This window comes from Streptomyces sp. NRRL S-337 (assembly GCF_000720175.1).
GTDB classification, from domain to species: Bacteria; Actinomycetota; Actinomycetes; order Streptomycetales; family Streptomycetaceae; genus Streptomyces; species Streptomyces siderophoricus.
Map to the genome: position 1 here is coordinate 130,936 of NZ_JOIX01000003.1, position 20,122 is coordinate 151,057.

The 20,122-nt window shown below is 74.9% G+C and carries 1 protein-coding gene; it reads left to right on the forward strand.

The window, feature by feature from the left end:
• The first annotated feature begins 3 nt into the window (after positions 1–3).
• Positions 4–20,052 carry a non-ribosomal peptide synthase/polyketide synthase gene (locus tag IG62_RS0104625; protein WP_030797891.1) on the forward strand — a complete coding sequence of 6,683 codons (20,049 nt, stop codon included), beginning with the start codon at positions 4–6 and terminating at the stop codon, positions 20,050–20,052.
• The last annotated feature ends 70 nt before the right edge of the window (positions 20,053–20,122 follow it).

Below are 20,122 nucleotides of genomic sequence, written 5' to 3' on the forward strand. Positions count from 1 at the left end.
GACATGACGTCTTCGAAGGAAGGCCGCGCCGCGGCCCTGCCGCAGGACCTCCAGGAAGCCCTGCGCCGTCGTCTCGCCGGCAAGGCCGGCGGCCCGGCAGCCGGCGCCCGGCCCGCGATCCCCCGCGCGGACCGGTCCGGTCCGCTGCCGCTGTCCTTCGCCCAGCAGCGGCTGTGGTTCCTCGACCAGCTGCGGCCCGGCGATGCCCGCTACAACAGCGCGGTCGCACTGCGGCTCACCGGCGCCCTGGACCGGACCGCGCTGTCCCGGGCGCTGGACGCCGTGGTCGAGCGCCACGAAGCACTGCGCACCACGTTCGACGACCACGACGGCCGGCCCGTACAGACCGTGCGGCCTCCGGCCCCGGTGCCGCTGCCGCTGCGGGACCTCGCGGACGAGCCGGACCGCGCGTCCGGCGACGGCCCGGAGGCGGCGCTCGACGCGCTGCTGCTCGCCGAGTACTCCCGCCCGTTCGACCTCCGCACCGGGCCGCTCCTGCGCGCCCTGCTGATACGCACCGCCACCGACCAGCACGTCCTGCTGGTCACCGCGCACCACATCGTCACCGACGGCTGGTCGATGGGCGTGCTGCTGGAGGAACTCTGCACGCTCCACGACGCCTTCGCCGCCGGGGAGACGCCCGCCCTGGCGCCGGTGGCGACGCAGTACCCCGACTTCGCCGTGTGGCAGCGCGGCCGGCTGTCCGGCGCCCTGCTCCAGGAGCAGCTGTCCTACTGGACCAAGCAACTGGACGGCGCGGTACCGCTGGAGCTGCCGCTCGACCACCCCCGCGACGGGGCGGAACCGGCCGGCGGCGCGGTGCACACCTTCCACGTCCCGTCACGGACCACGGCCCGCCTGAGGAAGGTGGCGGCCGACCAGCACACCACCCTCTTCACCGCGCTGATCGCCGGCTGCCAGGCACTGTTCGCCCGCTGGTCCGGACAGGACGACATCACCCTCGGATCCCTGACCCCCGGGCGGGCCCGCACCGAGCTGGAGCGCGCGGTCGGCTTCTTCGTCAACACGGTCGTGCTGCGCTGCCCCGTCGACACCGCCCGCCCCTACCGCGACCTGCTGGACACCGCGGCCGCCACCGTCCTCGACGCCTTCGCACACGACGACACCCCCTTCGAACGGCTGGTGGAGGCGGTCGGCGCCACCCGGGAAGCCGGCCGCAACCCGCTCTTCGACGTCATGGTCCTGCTCCACCCCGCCCCGCCCGCCGCCGCCGGCCTGCGCGGACTGACCGCCGAGAACGTCACCGTGCCCCGCCGCTCGGCCACCTTCGACCTCAGCGTGGAATTCGTGCCCGACGGGGACGGCCTGACCGGGCTCCTGGAGTACCGCACCGACCTCTTCGACGCCCCGACCGCGGCGCGGATGGCCGAGCAACTGGTCCTGCTGCTCGACGGGGTGGCCGCCGAACCCGACCGGCCGCTGGGCGAGCTGCCACTGCTCGCCGAGGACGACCGGCGGCGGCTGACCACCGAGTGGAACGACACCGCCCTGCCCGTCGCCCCCGCCACCTACCCCGGCGTCTTCGAGGCGCAGGCCGCCCGCACCCCGCACCACACGGCACTGGTCGCCGGCGCCACCACCCTGGACTACGCCGAACTCAACGCCCGCGCCAACCGGCTCGCCCACCACCTCATCCGCCGGGGCGCCGGCCCCGAACGGCTCGTCGCGCTGCGGCTGCCGCGCACCGCCGACATGGTCGTGGCCCTCCTCGCCGTCCTCAAGTCCGGCGCCGGCTACCTGCCCCTCGATCCCGAACTCCCCGCCGAACGCGTGGAGTTCCTGCTCGCCGACGCCCGGCCGATGCTGGTGCTCGACGAGCCCGCGCTGCGCGCCGTACCCGGCGACCTGCCGGCGACGAACCCCACCGACGCCGACCGCCGCGCCCCGCTGCACCCCGGCCACACCGCCTACGTCATCTACACCTCCGGCTCGACCGGCCGCCCCAAGGGCGTCGCCGTCGAGCACCGTTCCCTGATGAACCTGCTGGCCGCCCACCGGCACGGCTTCGTCGCCGAGGCGGGCGGCGGACCGCTGCGGGTCGCCCTGACCGCGTCGTTCTCCTTCGACACCTCGCTGGAGGGCGTCCTGCTGATGGCCGACGGCCATCCCTTGCACCTGGTCGACGAGACCACCCGGCTCGACCCGGCCGCGCTGGTCGAGTACGTCGTCACCCACCGCCTCGACTTCCTCGACCTCACCCCCTCCTACCTGCGGCAACTGCTGCCCGCCGGACTGCTGAGCGACCCCCGCCACCGGCCCCGCGTGCTGATGCTCGGCGGCGAGGCCGTCGGCCCCGCGCTGTGGCGGGAGCTGTCCGCGCTGCCCGACACCGCCGCGTACAACTTCTACGGCCCCACCGAGTGCACCGTCGACGCACTGGCCGGCCGCATCACCGGCACCGGACGACCCGTGGTGGGCCGGCCGCTCGCCAATGTGCGCGCCTATGTCCTCGACGACCGGCTGCAGCCGGTACCGCCCGGCGTCGGCGGCGAGCTGTACCTCGCGGGCGCCCAGGTCGCCCGCGGCTACCTGCACCGCCCCGGCCTGACCGCCGCCCGCTTCACCGCCGACCTGTACGGGCCGCCCGGCAGCCGGATGTACCGCACCGGTGACCTCGCCCGTTGGACGGCCGACGGACGGCTCGACTACCTCGGCCGCGCCGACGACCAGGTCAAGATCCGCGGCCACCGCATCGAACCCGGCGAGATCGAGGCGGCCCTGCTGGCCCTGCCGGACGTCGCCGAGGCGGCCGTCCTCGCCGTCGACACCGGCCAGGGCCACGCCCGACTGGCCGCCTACGTGGCGCCCTCGGCCACCGGACGGCCCACCCCCTCCGCCCTGCGCGACGCCCTCGCCCGCACCCTGCCCGGCCACCTGGTGCCCGCCGCCTTCGTCGTCCTCGACGCCCTGCCCCTCAACAGCAGCGGCAAACTGGACCGGCGGGCCCTGCCCGCGCCCGACCTCGACGCGGCCCCGCGCGAGCGGGAGTTCGTCGCCCCGCGCACCCCCGCCGAGCGCGAGCTGGCCGCCGTCTGGTCCGAGGTCCTCGGTCTCGCCCGGGTGGGCGTGACGGACAACTTCTTCGAGCTGGGCGGCGACTCGATCCTCAGCATCCAGGCGGTCTCCCGGGCCCGCGCCGCCGGCTGGCAGCTGACCTCCCGGGACGTCTTCCGGCACCAGACCGTCGCCGACCTCGCCGCCGCGGTCGCCCCGCGCACCGCCCCGGCGACCGCACCCCGGCCGCAGCACGACGCCGGCCCGGCCCCGCTCACCCCCATCCAGGAATGGTTCTTCGCCACCCACGGGCCGCAGCGGCACTTCACCATGTCGATGCTGCTCGACCTGCCGCACGACCTCGACCAGGCCGCCCTGGAACAGGCCCTGCACGCCCTCGCCGCCTACCACCCCGCGCTGCGCACCCGCTTCGTCCGCACCGGCGACACCTGGCGCCAGCACCCCGGAGCCCCCGTGGCACCCGGCCTCCTGACCCGCCACGACCTGTCCGGCACCAGCGGCGCCGCCCGGGACACCGCCCGCACCGAGGCGGCCGACGCGGCCCGCGCCGCCCTGGACCCGGCCGTCGGCACCCTGCTGCGCGCCGTCCTGTTCCTGCCCGGCCCGGACGAGCGCCCCCAGTTGTTCCTGACGGCCCATCACCTGGCCGTCGACAGCGTCTCCTGGCGCATCCTCCTCGCCGACCTGGAAACCGCGTACCGCCAGGCCGCCGCCGGCCGGCAGGTCCAACTGGAGCCCACCGGCACGCCGTTCACCACCTGGGCGGCCACCCTCGTCCACCATGTCCAAAACGGCGGCCTCGACGACGACCTCGCCTACTGGAACGCGCAGAGCGCCGTCCCCCGCACCCCGCTGCCGGCGGACCGCACCGGCACCCCGGTCGCCGGATCGGTCCGCACCGTACGCGCCCGCCTCGACCGCGACACCACCGAGGCCCTGCTCCGCCGGGTCCCCGGCGTGTACCGCACCCAGGTCAACGACGTCCTGCTGAGCGCACTGGGCCGGGTCCTCGCCGACTGGGCGGGCACCGACCGGGTGACGGTGGCGCTGGAGGGCCACGGCCGCGAGGACCTCCACGCCGAGGGCGACCCGGACGCCGCCGACGCCCCCGACCTGTCCCGGACCGTCGGCTGGTTCACCACCCAGTACCCGGTCACCCTCACCCCGGCCGGGCCGGCGGGCGACCCGGACTGGGGCGGCACGCTCAAGGCGGTCAAGGAACAGCTGCGGGCCGTCCCGCGGCACGGCCTCGGCTACGAGGCGCTGGCCCGCCTCGGCTCACCCGACCCGGCCGCCCGCGCCCTGCGCGACCGGCCGCTGCCTGAGGTCTGCTTCACGTACCACGGCCAGTGGGAGACCCCGCAGGACGCCGACTTCGCGCCCGCCGGCCCGGCCCCCGGCCGCGACCTGGCCGCCGACGCGCGGCTCGACCACCTGCTGGACGTCTCCGCCGTAGTGGCCGACGGCGTGCTGGAACTGACCTGGCACTACAGCGACCAGGTGCACCACGAGCGCACGGTCCGCGACCTGGCCGACGGCACGGTCCGCGCGCTCGCCGGGATCGTCGCCCACTGCGCCCGGCCCGAGGCCGGCGGCCGCACCCCGTCCGACTTCCCCCTCGCCGGACTGGACCAGGCCGGCCTCGACCGCCTCATCGGCGACGGACGCGGCATCGAGGACCTCTACCCCCTGACGCCCCTCCAGGAGGGCATGCTCTTCCACCGCCTCGTCGGCGGGGACGACGGGGCGGGCGGGGGTGACGATGTCTATCTCGACCAGGCAACCCTGCTCCTCGACGGGGTGACCGAACCGGAGACCTTCGCCCGGGCCTGGCAGCGGGTGGTCGACCGGACCCCCGTACTGCGCACCTCCGTCGTCTGGGACGGCGTACCGGCCCCGCTGCAGATCGTGCACCGCCGGGCCACCGTGCCGGTCGTCCACCTGGACTGGCGCGACCTCGACGACGCCACCCGCACGGACCGGCTGGCCCGCCTCCGCGCCGACGACCTGGCGCGGGGCCTCGATCTCGGCACCGCACCGCTGATGCGGCTCACCCTCATCCGGCTGCCCGGCGGGCAGCTGCGGCTGCTGTGGACCTCGCACCATCTGATCCTGGACGGCTGGAGCCTGGCGCAGGTGCTGACCGAGGTGTGCGAGGAGTACGCCGCCCTCACCACCGGCCGGGACGCCACACCGCCGGTCCGCCGCCCCTTCGCCGACCACGTCCGCCGGCTCGCCACCCGCGACGGCCGCGCCGCCGAGGAGCACTGGCGCACCGTCCTCGCCGGCTTCGCCACCCCGACCCCGCTGCCCTGCGACCGCCCGCCGCGCGAGGCGCATCGCGCCCGCTCCGCCGGCGTCCTGGCCGCCGGTCTGACCCCCGAGCGGTCCCGCGCGCTGGAGGACACCGCCCGGCGCAGCGGCCTGACCCTCAACACCGTGGTGCAGGGTGTCTGGGCCCTGCTGCTGGCGCGCTACAGCGGGGAGCCGGACGTGGTGTTCGGCACCACCGTCTCCGGCCGCCCCGACGACCTGCCCGGCGTCGAAGCCATGGTGGGCATGTTCATCAACACCCTTCCCACCCGGGTACGGGTCGAGGGGCACCGCACGGCCGCGGACTGGCTGCGGGACCTCCAGGACGCCCAGTCCGAGTCCCGCCGCTTCGAGACCGTCTCGCTGGCCCAGCTGACCTCGCTCAGCGACGTACCGGCCGGCACCGCCCTCTTCGACAGCATGGTCGCCTTCGAGAACTACCCCTTCGACGAGGCCCGGACCTCCGGCGCGGGTGTGCGCATCCTGGACGTCTCCTCCCTGGACGCCACCAACTTCCCGCTGGTGCTCCGCGCCCACCACGGCGACCGCCTCGGCTTCGACCTCGCCTACGACCCCGCCCTCTTCGACGAGGACACCGTCCGCTCGCTCGCCGGCCGGCTGTGCCTGCTGCTCGACGAGATCGCCGCCGACCCCGAACGGCCGCTGCGCGAGCTGGCCTGGACGACCGCCGAGGAACGCCGGCGGATGCTGGTGGACTGGAACGGCTCCGCACACGGCCGGCCCGAGCGGACCCTGGTCGACCTGTTCGAGGCCCAGGCGGCCCGCACCCCCGACGCCCCCGCCGTGACCTGCTCCGGCGACACCCTCAGCTACGCCCAACTCAACGATCGGGCACAGCAGTTGGCGCACCGGCTGGCCGCGTCCGGAGCCGGCCCCGAGCGCTTCGTGGCGCTCGCCCTGCCCCGCTCGACGGACCTGCTCGTGGCGCTCGTGGCGGTGCTCAAGACCGGCGCGGCCTACGTACCCGTCGACCCGGACCTGCCCGGCGACCGCATCAGCCACCTGCTCACCGACGCCGCCCCCGCCCTGCTCGTCACCACCACCGCGGTCGCCGGACGGCTGGGCGACAACGCCGTGCCGCGCCTCCTCCTCGACGACCCCGAGGTCCGCGCCGACCTGGCCCGGCGTCCCGTCACCGGCCTCGCGCCGGAGCACCGCCCGCTGCCGGAGAGCCCCGCCTACGTCATCTACACCTCGGGCTCCACCGGCCGTCCCAAGGGCGTGGTCGTCCCGCACGCCAATGTGGTGCGGCTGTTCACCACCACCCGCGACCGGTTCGGCTTCGACGCGCACGACGTGTGGACCCTGTTCCACTCCTACGCCTTCGACTTCTCCGTGTGGGAGATCTGGGGCGCCCTGCTGCACGGCGGCCGCCTGGTCGTGGTGCCGCACGACATCGCCCGGTCCCCGGCGGACTTCCTCCGCCTGCTGGCGCACGAACGGGTCACCGTGCTCAACCAGACGCCCTCCGCGTTCTACCCGCTGATGCACGCCGACGCCGAACACCCGGAAATCAGCGGCAAGTTGACGCTCCGCTACGTCATCTTCGGCGGCGAAGCCCTCGACCTCGGCCGGATCACCGACTGGTACGAGCGGCACCCGGACACCGAGCCGGCCCTGGTCAACATGTACGGCATCACCGAGACCACCGTGCACGTCACCCACGCACCGCTCGACCGCGCCACGGTGACCGGCGCCACCGGCAGCGCCATCGGCTCCGGCCTGCCCGACCTGCGGCTCCATGTGCTCGACGGCGGCCTAGCCCCGGTACCGCCCGGCGCCGTCGGCGAACTGTACGTGTCCGGCGAGGGCCTCGCCCGCGGCTATCTGAACCGCCCCGGCCTGACCGCCGCACGGTTCGTCGCCAACCCCTTCGGGCCGCCCGGCACCCGGATGTACCGCACCGGCGACCGCGTCCGGTGGCGCCGCGAGGGCACGCTGGTGTACCTGGGCCGGGCCGACCAGCAGGTCAAGATCCGTGGCTTCCGCATCGAACCCGGCGAGATCGAGGCCGCGCTGAACGCCCACCCCGCGATCGGCGCGTCCGTGGTCTCCGTGCGCGAGGACACCCCCGGCGTGCGGCGGCTGGTGGCCCATGTCGTCGGCACCGGCCGGCAGGCTCCGCCGCCCGCCGCCGCACTCCGCGCCCACCTGGAACGGACCCTGCCCGCCCACATGGTCCCCGCGGCCTATGTGGCCCTGGACGCGCTGCCGCTGACCGTCAACGGCAAGCTCGACCACCGGGCGCTGCCCGCCCCCGGCCCGGACGGTTTCGCCGCCGGCGAGCGGCACACCGCCCCGCGCACCGCGGCGGAACGGCTGGTCGCCGGCGTCTGGGCCGACGTCCTGGACACCGAGGAGATCGGCGTCGAGGACAGCTTCTTCGCGCTGGGCGGCGACTCGATCCTCGCCATCCGCGTCACCTCCCGGCTGCGCGCCGCCTTCGGCGTGGACGTCTCGCCGCGGCTGCTGTTCACCCGGCCGACGGTGGCCGCCCTGGCCGCCGCACTGCCCGACCCGGCCGCGGACCGCCGGCCACCGGCCGACCTGATCCCGCCGGCCGACCGCCACAGCGCCCTCCCGCTGTCGTTCGCCCAGCAACGCCTGTGGTTCCTCGACCACTTCGAGCCCGGCAGCACCGAATACCTGACCTTCTTCGTGCTCCGCCTGCGCGGCCGGCTCGACGAGGCCGCACTGCACACCGCCCTGGACGGCCTGGTGGCCCGGCACGAACCGCTGCGCACCACCTTCGCCGAGCAGGACGGCCGCGCCCACCAGCACGTCCACCCGCCCCACCCGGTGGACCTGCCGACGCACGACCTGTCCGCCGTCCCGGCCGCCGCGCGCCCGGGCGCCCTCGACGAACTGCTCACCGACGAGGCCGCCACCCCCTTCGACCTGGGCCGCGGGCCGCTGCTGCGCACCCGGCTGATCCGCCTCGCCGCGGACGAGCAGGTACTGACCCTGGCCATGCACCACGTCGTCACCGACGGCTGGTCCACCGCCGTCCTCGGCCGGGACCTGGGCGAGCTGTACGCCGCGGCCCTGCAGGGCCGCCGGCCCGATCTGCCCCCGCTGCCCGTCCAGTACGCCGACTACGCCGCCTGGCAACGCGCCCGGTCCGCCGACGCCGAGCAGCAACTCGACTACTGGCGCGAGCAGTTGGCGGACATCGCCCCGCTGGAGCTGCCCACCGACCGGCCCCGGCCCGCGGTGCGCACCAAGAACGGCGCACTGCTGGAGTTCTCGCTGCCCGCCGCACTGACCGAACGGCTGCGGGAGACCGGCCGGCGCGCCGACGCCACCCTCTACATGACCCTGCTCGCGGCCTGCCAGGTCCTCCTCGCCCGCTGGGCCGGCCAGGAGGACATCGCCGTCGGCACCGTGACCGCCGGCCGCGACCGCCCCGAACTGGAGCATCTGGTCGGCATGTTCGTGAACACCCTCGTGCTGCGCAGCCGGGTGCGCACCGAGGAGCCGTTCGACGCGCTGCTGTCGCGGGTGCGCGGCACCGTGCTGGACGCCTTCGGCCACCAGGACGTGCCGTTCGAGCGGGTCGTCGACGCGCTCCAGCCGGAACGGGACACCAGCCGCACCCCGCTGTTCCAGGTCATGGTCGCCCTGCACAACCTGGGCGGCCGGGCGCCGCAGCTGCCCGGACTGGACGTCGAGACGGTCCAGCCGCCCGGCCGGAGCGCCACTTTCGACCTCGGCCTCGACTTCGTCGAGCAGGACGGCGGCGGCCTCACCGGATTCGTCGAGTACCACACGGACCTGTTCGACCGGGACACCGTCGAGCGGCTGACCGGCCGGCTGCGCCTGCTGCTGGAAGCGGTCGCCGAGGACCCCGGACGCCCGGTGGGCGAGCTGCCGCTGCTGTCCGACGCGGAGCGCCACCAGGTGCTGGAGGAGTGGCAGGGCGCCACGCTGCCCGTCCCGGAGGCCACCTTCCCGGCGCTGTTCGAGGCCCAGGTGGCCCGTACCCCGCACGCCACCGCACTGGTGGCGCGGGACGCCACCCTCGACTTCGCGGAGCTCAACACCCGCGCCAACCGCCTGGCCCACCACCTCATCTCGCTCGGGGTCGGCCCCGAGCGGGTGGTCGCCGTCAAACTCCCGCGCACCACCGAGATGTTCGTGGCACTGCTGGCCGTCCTCAAGGCCGGCGGCACCCAGCTGTCCGTCGACCCGGAGCTGCCCCCGGACCGCGTGGCCTACCTCCTCGCGGACGCCGCACCGCAGACCGTCCTCACCCCCGACGCGCTGCGCGACGCCCCGCTGGACCGGCAGCCCACCCACAACCCCACCGACGCCGACCGCCTCGCCCCGCTGTACCCCGCCCACACCGCCTACCTCACCTACACCTCCGGCTCCACCGGCCGCCCCAAGGGCGTCGCCGTCGAACACCGCCAGCTCGTCAACCTTTGCCACGACCACCGCGAAGGGCTGGTCGCCCCGCACACCACCGACGGCACCCCGCTGCGCGCCGCGCTGAGCGCCGCCTTCTCCTTCGACACCTCCTGGGAAGGCCCGCTGCTGCTGGCCCTCGGACAGCAGGTGCACCTCATCGACGAGGACGTACGGCTCGACCCGGCCGCGTTCGTCGCACAGATCGCCGCCCACCGCCTGGACTGCCTCAACGTGACGCCGTCCTTCCTGCACGAGATGCTGGCCGCCGGGTTGTTCACCACCGACGGCCACCGCCCCCGCCTCGTCCTCGTCGGCGGCGAGGCCGTCGGCACCGCCGCCTGGCAGCAGCTCCGCGCGCTGCCCGGCGTCACCGCGTACAACATCTACGGCCCCACCGAATGCACCGTCGACGCCGTCTACGGACGCTTCACCGACCACGCCGCGCACCCGGTCATCGGACGGCCCGGCCGCAACCTGCGCGCCTACGTGCTCGACGGCGCGCTGCGGCCCGTACCGGTCGGCGTGCCCGGTGAGCTGTACCTGGCCGGCGCGCAGGTCACCCGCGGCTACCGGGGCCGGCCGGGCCTGACCGCAGGGCGCTTCGTCGCCGACCCGTTCGGCCCGCCCGGCACCCGGATGTACCGCACCGGCGACCGTGCCCGCCGGCACCCCGACGGCCTCCTGGAATTCCTCGGACGCACCGACGACCAGGTCAAGATCCGCGGCTTCCGCATCGAGCCCGGCGAGGTCGAGGCGGCCCTCCTGGACCACCCCGAGGTGGACGACGCCGTCGTCGCGGCCCGCACCCAGGCCGGCCGCACGCTGCTGGTGGCCTACGTCGTGCCGAGCGGCACCCGGCAGCCTGCCGCCGAGGAACTCCGCGTCCACCTGCGCCGTACGCTGCCCGACTACATGGTCCCCGCGGCCTTCGTCCCGCTCGCGCGGGTGCCCCGGACCAGCAGCGGCAAGACCGACCGGCGCGCCCTGCCCGCACCCCCGCTCCAGCCGGACACCGACACCCCGTACGTGGCCCCGCGCACCGACACCGAAACCCTGCTCGCCGGCATCTGGGCCGAGGTGCTCGGCACGCCCCGGATCGGCGTCGAGGACAACTTCTTCGCCCTCGGCGGCGACTCGATCCTCAGCATCCAGATCGTCTCCCGGGCCCGCCAGGCTGGACTCGCCCTCACCTCCAAGGACGTCTTCCGCCACCAGACCGTCGCCGAACTCGCCCTGCGCACCGGCTCGGTGGCCGCCCCGCCGGCCGACGCCGCCACCCCGGCCGGACCGGCCCCGCTCACGCCCATCCAGCACTGGTACCTCGACGGCCGCCGGCCCGGCGACCGGCTGCACTTCACGATGACCCAGCGCCTGGAACTGGCCCCCGGTACCGACCCCGAGGCCCTGCGCCGCGCCGTTGACGCCCTGATCGCCCACCACCCGGCGCTGCGCACCCGGTTCCGCCACACCGACGGCACCTGGCACCAGGAGGTGCTGCCCGCCGCACCCGGGGACGTCTTCGCGCACCACGACCTGACCGGCCTCGACGACCGCGCGCAGGAGGACGCCGTCCAGCGCGCGGCCACCGACGCCCAGACCTCCCTGGACCCCACCGAGGGCCGCGTGGTGCGCGCCCTCCTCTTCGACCGCGGCCCCGTCATGCCGCCCCAACTCCTGCTCACCGCCCACCACTTGGTCATCGACGGAGTGTCCTGGCGCATCCTGCTGGCCGACCTGGAGGCCGCCTACCGCACCACCTCCGCCGGCCGCCCGGCCGCCCTGCCCCCGGTGAGCACCGGCTACGCACAGTGGGCCGACCGCCTGCGACGGCACACCCGCTCCGGCGCCTTCGCGGGCGACCTGCCGTACTGGACCCGGGTCTGCGGCACGCCCGCCGCCCTCCCCGTCGACCGGCCCGGCGCGCACCCGCGGGGCCCCGCCACCACCGTGACCGTCCACCTGGGCCGGGAGGCGACCGACGCCCTGCTGCGCCAGGTACCGGACGTCTACCGCACCCAGGTCAACGACGTGCTGCTCAGCGCCCTGGGCCGCACCCTGAGCCGCTGGAGCGGCCGGGACACCGTCCTCCTCGGCGTCGAGGGACACGGCCGCGAGGACCTCTTCGACGACCTGGACCTGTCCCGCACCGTCGGCTGGTTCACCGCGGAATTCCCGCTCGCCCTGACCGTCGACCCGGACGCCGACTGGCGCGACACCGTCCGGTCCGTCAAGGAACAGCTGCGGGCCGTCCCGCGGCGCGGACTGAGCTACGGCGCGCTGCGCCACCTCGCCCCCAACGCCCCGCTGCCCGACGCGCCCCGGCCGCGCATCGGCTTCAACTACCACGGCCGGTGGGACGTCGCCACCACGGACCGGTCGGCGGACGACGGGCTCTACCGCGCCGCCCTGCCGCCCGCCGGACAGGACACCGACCCCGCCGAGGAACGCAGCTATCTGCTGGACGTGACCGGCGTGGTCCAGGACGGCCGGCTCGAACTGGGCTGGACCTACCCGCCCGCCGTCTACGACGAGTCCACCGTGCGCCGCCTCGCCGAGGACACCCTCGCGGCGCTGGACGAGATCGTCGCGCACTGCGCCCGCCCGGACACCGGCGGCCGTACCCCCTCCGACTTCCCGCTCGCCGGACTCGACCAGCACCAGGTGGACCGGCTCGCCGGCGACGGCCGCGAGGTGGCGGACGTCCATCCGCTGACGCCGCTCCAGGCCGGCATGCTCTTCCACCAACTGGTCGACGAGGCCGGCGCCTACTTCGACCAGATGGCGGTCCGGATCGCCGGCATCGCCGACCCGCGTGCCTTCGCCGCGGCCTGGCAGCGGGTCGCCGACCACACCCCGGCCCTACGCAGCAGCGTCCACTGGCACGGTCTGCCGCACCCCGTCCAGGTCGTCCACCGGCACGCCGTCCTGCCCGTCACCCACCACGACTGGCGGACCCTGACGCCCGGCGAACGCGACCGGGCGCTGGAGAAGCTGCTCGCCGAGGAACGCGCCATCGGCGTGGACCTCACCCGCGCCCCGCTCAGCCGGATCGCGGTGGCCGCGCTCACCGGCGACGAGATCGTCCTGGTGTGGTCCTCGCACCACCTGATGCTCGACGGGTGGAGCACCGGCCAGATCTTCACCGACGTGTGCACGCAGTACGCCGCCGCAGCCCGCGGCGCCACCGTCCGGCCGCCGGCCCGCCGCCCGTTCCGGGACTTCCTCCAGTGGCTGGCGGACCAGGACGAGGAACAGGCCGAGCGGCACTGGGCCGAAGCGCTGGCCGGATGCACCTCCCGCACGCCGCTGCCGTACGACCGGCGGCCCACCGAGGCGCACCGTGCCCGGGCGACCGACAGCGTCACCGTCGAACTGACCCCCGAGGACTCCGACCGGCTGCGCACCATGGCCAAACGGCACGGGCTCACCGTCAACACCGTCGTCCAGGGTGCCTGGGCGCTGCTGCTGGCCCGCTCCGGCGGCCGCCGCGACGTCGTGTTCGGCACCACCGTCTCCGGTCGCCCGGCCGAGCTCCCCGGTGTGGCATCCATGGTCGGGATGTTCATCAACACCGTCCCGACCCGGGCCCGGATCGACGGCGCCCGGACCGTACCGGACTGGCTGCGCGACCTCCAGGAGCAGCAGAGCGACTCCCGCCGCTACGACTTCGTCGCGCTCTCCCGCATCCAGGCCCTGAGCGAACTCCCCGCGGGGGAGCCGCTGTTCGACAGCATGGTGGTCTTCGAGAACTACCCCTTCGACGAGACGGCCGCGGCCGGTGCCGGCATCCGCATCACCGACGTGCGCGCCGACGACGCCCCCACCTTCCCGCTGTGCCTGCGCGCCTATCTCGCCGACCGTCTCGGCTTCGGCCTCGCCTATGACCCGGCGCTCTTCGACCGCACCACCGTGGAGCGCACCGCGGACCGGCTGCGGGCCCTGCTCAGCGCCGTCGCCGACGGCACCGCCCGCACCGTGGACGACCTCGACCCGCTCACCGACGCCGACCGCGGCCTGCTGCACCGGTGGAACACCCCGGCGCGCCGGACGCCGGCCGGTTCACCGGTGTCCCGCTTCGCCGAGCAGGTGGACCGCACCCCGGACGCCCTCGCCGTCACCGACCACGAGCAAGAGGTGACATATCGTCAACTCGACGAATGGGCGGACAAGTTGGCCCATCGTCTGCGGGCCGCGGGGCTGTCCGCCGAGGGGCGGGTGGCGCTGCTCATGGAGCGTTCGGTGGCGCTGGTCGTGGCTCAGCTCGCGGTGCTCAAGGCCGGCGGCGGCTACGTCCCGGTGGACGTCCGCGCCCCCGAGGAGCGCCGCCGCATCCTGCTCCAGCAGGCGGGCGTCACGGTGCAGCTGACCGAGCGGGACGTGACCGACGCCCGCACCGACGGCCCGGCAGGCAATCCGCCGGCAGCGGCCACCGACCCCGACCGTCTCGCGTACGTGATGTTCACCTCCGGATCGACCGGAGAGCCCAAGGCCGTCGGCGTGCGCCACCGCGACGTGGCCGCGCTCGCCACCGACAGCCGCTTCCAGGGCCCCGTCTGCCAACGGGTTCTGCTGCACTCTCCCGTGGCGTTCGACGCCGCCACCTTTGAGGTCTGGGCGCCGCTGCTGAACGGCGGCCGGATCGTCGTCGCCCCGCCGGGCGCCGTCGACGCGGCCCTGCTGCGGCGGCTGGCCGGCGGGGGAGAGGTGACCGCGCTGTGGCTGACGGCCGGGCTGTTCCGGCTGCTGGCGCAGGACGCGCCGGACTGCTTCGCGGGGCTGCGCCAGGTGTGGACCGGCGGTGACGTGGTCCCGGCCGCGGCCGTGCGCCGGGTCCTCGACGCCTGCCCCGGCCTGACCGTCGTGGACGGCTACGGCCCGACCGAGACCACCACCTTCGCCACCGCCCACGCCATGACCGACGCGGCCGCGGTCCCCGACCCGGTGCCCATCGGACGGCCGCTCGACGACATGCGGGTGCACGTCCTCGACGCCCGGCTGCGGCCCGTACCGCCCGGCACGGCAGGCGAGCTCTACCTGGCCGGGGAGGGCGTCGCCCGCGGTTATCTCGGCCGGGCCGGAGCAACCGCCGAACGCTTCGTCGCCGACCCGTCCGGCCCGCCCGGAACCCGCATGTACCGCACCGGCGACCTCGCCCGACGACTCCCCGACGGCACCGTCGAGTTCCTCGGCCGCGCCGACGACCAGGTGAAGATCCGCGGCTTCCGGGTCGAACCAGGCGAGGTCGAGGGCGCCCTCGCCGCCCATCCGGCCGTCGCGGACGTGGCCGTGGTGGCCCGGGAAGGACGGTCCGGCGCCAAACAGCTCGTCGCCTACGTCGTCGGCCACGACGGACTCGACCCCGACGCGCTGCACGCCCATGCCCGCCGCACCCTGCCCGACTACCTCGTGCCCACCGCCGTCGTCCCGCTGGACGCGCTGCCGCTGAGCCACAACGGCAAGGTCGACCGGGCCGCCCTGCCGGCGCCCGACGCCGCCGCGGGCCGTGCGGAAGCCGTCGCACCACGCACCGACGCCGAACGCCGCACCGCCGCGATCTGGGCCGACGTCCTCGGCGTGCCCGAGGTCGGCGTGACGGACGACTTCTTCGCCCTCGGCGGCGACTCCATCCTCAGCATCCGGCTCACCTCCCGGCTCGCGGAGGCGTTCGGCACCGAGCTGACCCCGCGGGCGGTGTTCACCCACCCGACCCCGGCCGCCCTCGCCGCCCTGCTCACCGCGCCCGAACAGCCCGCCGGCCGGCCGGGCGCCGCCCTGGTCCCGGTCGGCCGCGACACCCCGCTGCCGCAGTCCTTCGCCCAGCAACGCCTGTGGTTCCTGGACTCGTTCGCGCCGGAGAGCACCGAGTACCTCACCCCGCTCGCACTGCGGCTGCGCGGCCGGCTGGACACCACCGCGCTCGCCGCCGCCCTGACCGCACTTGTGGCCCGGCACGAGTCGCTGCGCACCACCTTCGACTCCGTCGACGGCCAGGGCGTCCAGATCGTCCACCCGCCGCAGGACGTCCCGCTGCCGCTGCACGACCTGACGGAACTGCCGCCCGGCGACCGACCGGCGCGGCTGGCGCAACTGCTCGCCGACGAGCGCACCCGCCCCTTCGACCTGCGCCGCGGGCCCCTGCTGCGGGCCGGACTGATCCGGCTCGCGGACGACCACCACGTCCTGACCCTGACCCTGCACCACATCGTCACCGACGGCTGGTCGACCGGGATCCTCACGGGCGACCTGGCCCACCTCTACCGCGCCGCGCTGACCGGCACCCCGGCCACGCTGCCGCCGCTGCCCGTGCAGTACGCCGACGTCGCCCAGTGGCAGCGCACCACGCTCACCGGCCCGGCTGCCGAGGACCAACTGCGCTGGTGGAAGGAGCGGCTGACCGGCATCGAACCGCTCCAGCTGCCCACCGACCGGCCCCGGCCACCCGTCCGTACCCGGCACGGCGCCACGACCGGACTCGTCCTGCCGCCGGAAACCGCCCGCCGGCTCACCGAGTTCGGCCGGACCCGGCAGACCACCCTGTTCATGACCCTCGTCGCCGCGGTCCAGACGCTCCTCGCCCGGCTCTCCGGACAGCGGGACATCGCCGTCGGCACGGTCACCTCGGGCCGCGAACGCCCGGAGACCCAGCGCCTGATCGGCTTCTTCGTCAACACCCTGGTGCTGCGTTCCACCGTCGACCCGGAGCGGTCCTTCCCGAACTTCCTCGCCGAGGTCCGCGACACCGTGCTGAACGCCTTCGCGCACCAGGACGTGCCGTTCGAGCGGGTGGTGGACGAGGTCCAGCCGGACCGCGACACCAGCCGCACCCCGCTCTTCCAGGCCATGGTGGTGCTGCAGAACGCCCCCGGCGCGCCGATGGACCTGCCCGGCCTCCAGGTCAGCGACATCGAGCCCGAGCGTGAAGAGGCGCCCTTCGACCTCACCCTGGAGTTCGCCGAGACGGACTCCGGCGCCCTGCACGGGCTGCTCACCTACCACACCGACCTGTTCGACGCGGACACCGCACGCCGGATGGCCGACCAGCTCACCACCCTGCTCACCGCCCTCGCCGACGACCCCGAACGCCCCCTCGACGCGCTCCCGCTGGCGCCCGCCGAGGAACTGCGGCGCCTGCTCACCGACCGGCACGGCAACGCCCCCCAGGCCCCGCCGGCCACCCTGCCCGAGCTGTTCGCACGGCAGGTCACCCGGCACCCCGACGCCCCCGCCGTCGTCGACGGCGACCGCGTGCTGACCTACGCCGAGCTGGACACCGCCGCCAACCGCCTGGCCCACCGGCTGATCTCCCGCGGGGTCGGCCCCGAGCGCCTGGTCGCGCTGGCGCTGCCGCGCGGAACCGACATGGTCGTGGCACAACTGGCGGTGGCGAAGGCGGGCGGCGCGTTCCTGCCCGTCGACCCCGCCTACCCGGCCGAACGACGGGAGTTCATGGTCCGCGACTCCGCGGCGGCCCTGGTCCTCGACGACCCGGCGGACGTGTGGTGCCCCGACGGCCCCGCGACCGCCCCCACCGACGCGGACCGCCTCGCCCCCCTCACCACCGACCATCCGGCCTACGTCATCTACACCTCCGGCTCCACCGGCACCCCCAAGGCCGTGGTCGTCACGCACACCGGACTCGCCGGCTTCGCCGCGGCCGCCGCCGACCGCTACGACGTACACCCCGGCGACCGGGTCCTCCAGTTCGCCTCGCCCAGCTTCGACGCCTCCGTCCTGGAGCTGTGCATCTCCCTGCTCGCCGGCGCCACCCTGATCGCGGGGGAGGAGGGACCGCTGGTCGGCGACCGGCTCGCCCAGGTGCTCGCCGACCGGCGGATCACCCACACCCTGATCCCGCCCGCCGCGCTCGCCACCGTCCCGCCCGAAACCGCCCGCACCCTCCCGGACCTGCGCACCCTCATCGTCGGCGCCGAGGCCTGCCCGGCCGACCTGGTCGACCACTGGGCCCCGGGCCGCCGCATGATCAATTCCTACGGCCCCACGGAATCCACCGTGGTGGCCACCTGGACCGGACCCCTCACACCCGGAGCGGGCGCCCCGCCCATCGGCCACCCCGTCGACGGCACCCGTGCCTACGTCCTGGACGGCGCCCTGCGTCCCGTACCCGTCGGCGTCACCGGCGAGCTGTACGTGGCCGGCGCCGGACTCGCCCGCGGCTACCTGGCCCGCCCCGGACTGACCGCCGCCCGCTTCCCGGCCGACCCCTACGGCCCGCCCGGCAGCCGGATGTACCGCACCGGAGACCTGGTGCGGTGGGACGCCGACGGCCAACTGCGTTACGCCGGACGCGCCGACGACCAGGTCAAGGTCCGCGGCTACCGCATCGAACCCGGCGAGATCGAGAGCGCACTGCGCCGGGCCCCGCAGGTCCGGGACGCCGCTGTCGTGGTCCGCACCACTGGCACCTCCGGCGCCGAGCCCCCCGCCCCCGGCCGGCTGGTCGCCTACGTCGTCCCCGCCGACGGGCCACCGGAGGCCCTGGACGTCCAGGAACTGCGCACCGACCTCGCCCACACCCTCCCGCCCCACATGGTGCCGTCGGTGTTCGTCCCGCTGACGGAGCTGCCCCTCACCCCCAACGGCAAGACCGACCGCCGGGCCCTGCCCGCACCCGCCCCGTCCACCGCCCCCACCGCCCACCACGTCGCCCCGCGCACGGACACCGAACGCCGCATCGCCCAGATCTGGGCCGAGGTCCTCGGCCTCGACACCGTGGGCGCCGACGACAACTTCTTCGCCCTCGGCGGCGACTCCATCCTCAGCATGCAGGTCGTCTCACGACTGCGCCGCACCGGACTGCACCTCGCGACCAAGGACCTGTTCACCCATCAAACGGTCGCCGAACTGGCCACCGTGGTGACCACCGGACCCGACCGGACCGACGACGGCCCGGTCACCGGCGACCTGCCCCTCACCCCCATCCAGCACTGGTTCCTGACCACCCCCCGCGCCAACCACCACCACTTCAACCAGTCCGCACTGCTCGAACTCGACGGCGCACCCGACCCCGCCGCACTGGAGGTGGCACTCACCGCCCTCCTCACCCACCACGACGCCCTCCGTCTGCGTTTCACCGAACAGGACGGCCGCTGGCACCAGCACAACCCGCCCCCGCCCGCCACCCCGGACCGCCTCCTCTCCCACCACGACCTGACCGGCTGCACCCCCGACCAGACCGACACAGCCCTCCGCACGACCGCCGACAGCCTGCACACCGGCTTCGACATCGGCCGGGGCCCGCTGCTCCGCGCCGCACTCTTCACCGGCGGCCAGGACCGGCCCACCTACCTGCTTCTGGTGGCCCACCACCTCGTCATCGACGCGGTGTCCTGGCGGATCCTCCTGGACGACCTGGACACCGCCTACCACCAGGCCGCCCAGGGCCACCCGGTCACGCTCGGCGCCCGCACCACCTCCTTCCGCGACTGGGCACGCGGCCTCGCCGCACACGTCGCCGCGGGCGCCCTGGACCACGAACTCCCCTATTGGGAAGAGGCATTGGCCTCCGCGCCGCTCCCCGTGGACCACACCCCGGAGCCCGCCACCGCCGCCGAAACCAGCACCCTGACCCTCAGCCTGGACGAGCCCGACACCACCGCACTCCTCCGGGCCGCCCCGACCGCCTACCGCACCCGCATCAACGACGTCCTGCTCGCCGCCCTCGCCCTCGCCCTGGCCCGCTGGACCGACCGGGACCGGGTCTCCGTGGACCTCGAAGGACACGGCCGCGAGGACGTGCTGGACGGTGTCGACCTCTCCCGCACCGTCGGCTGGTTCACCACCGTCCACCCGGTCGGCCTGCACATCCCCGACCGCACCGACCTCGGCCCCACCCGGGACTGGCGCGCCCTGGTCAAGTCCGTCCGACGGCAACTCCGCACCGTCCCCGGCAACGGCCTCGGCTTCGGCGCCCTGCGCACCTACGGCAGCCCGGACATCCGCCGACGCCTGGAGCGCACCGGACACGGCCAACTCGTCTTCAACTACCTTGGCCAATGGGACTCCCGCCGCACGGGCACCGACACCGGCGGCGGCCTGATCCGCGCCGAACACGGCAGCTTCGGCCAGGACCACGACCCCCGCGACCCCGGCTCCCACCTCCTGGAGGCGGTCGGTGCCGTCCAGAACGGCCGCCTCACCTTCACCTGGCACTACCGCCCCGGCACCCACGAGGAGACCACCGTCCGCGCCGTCGCCGAGGACTTCACCGAGGCCCTCCACCAGATAGCCCGGCACGCCCGTAACAGCCTCTGAACCGAGCCCCGAGCCACCACACTCACCCAACCCACCTCAACCAACCCCAACTCCCGCGTGAAACAAGGAG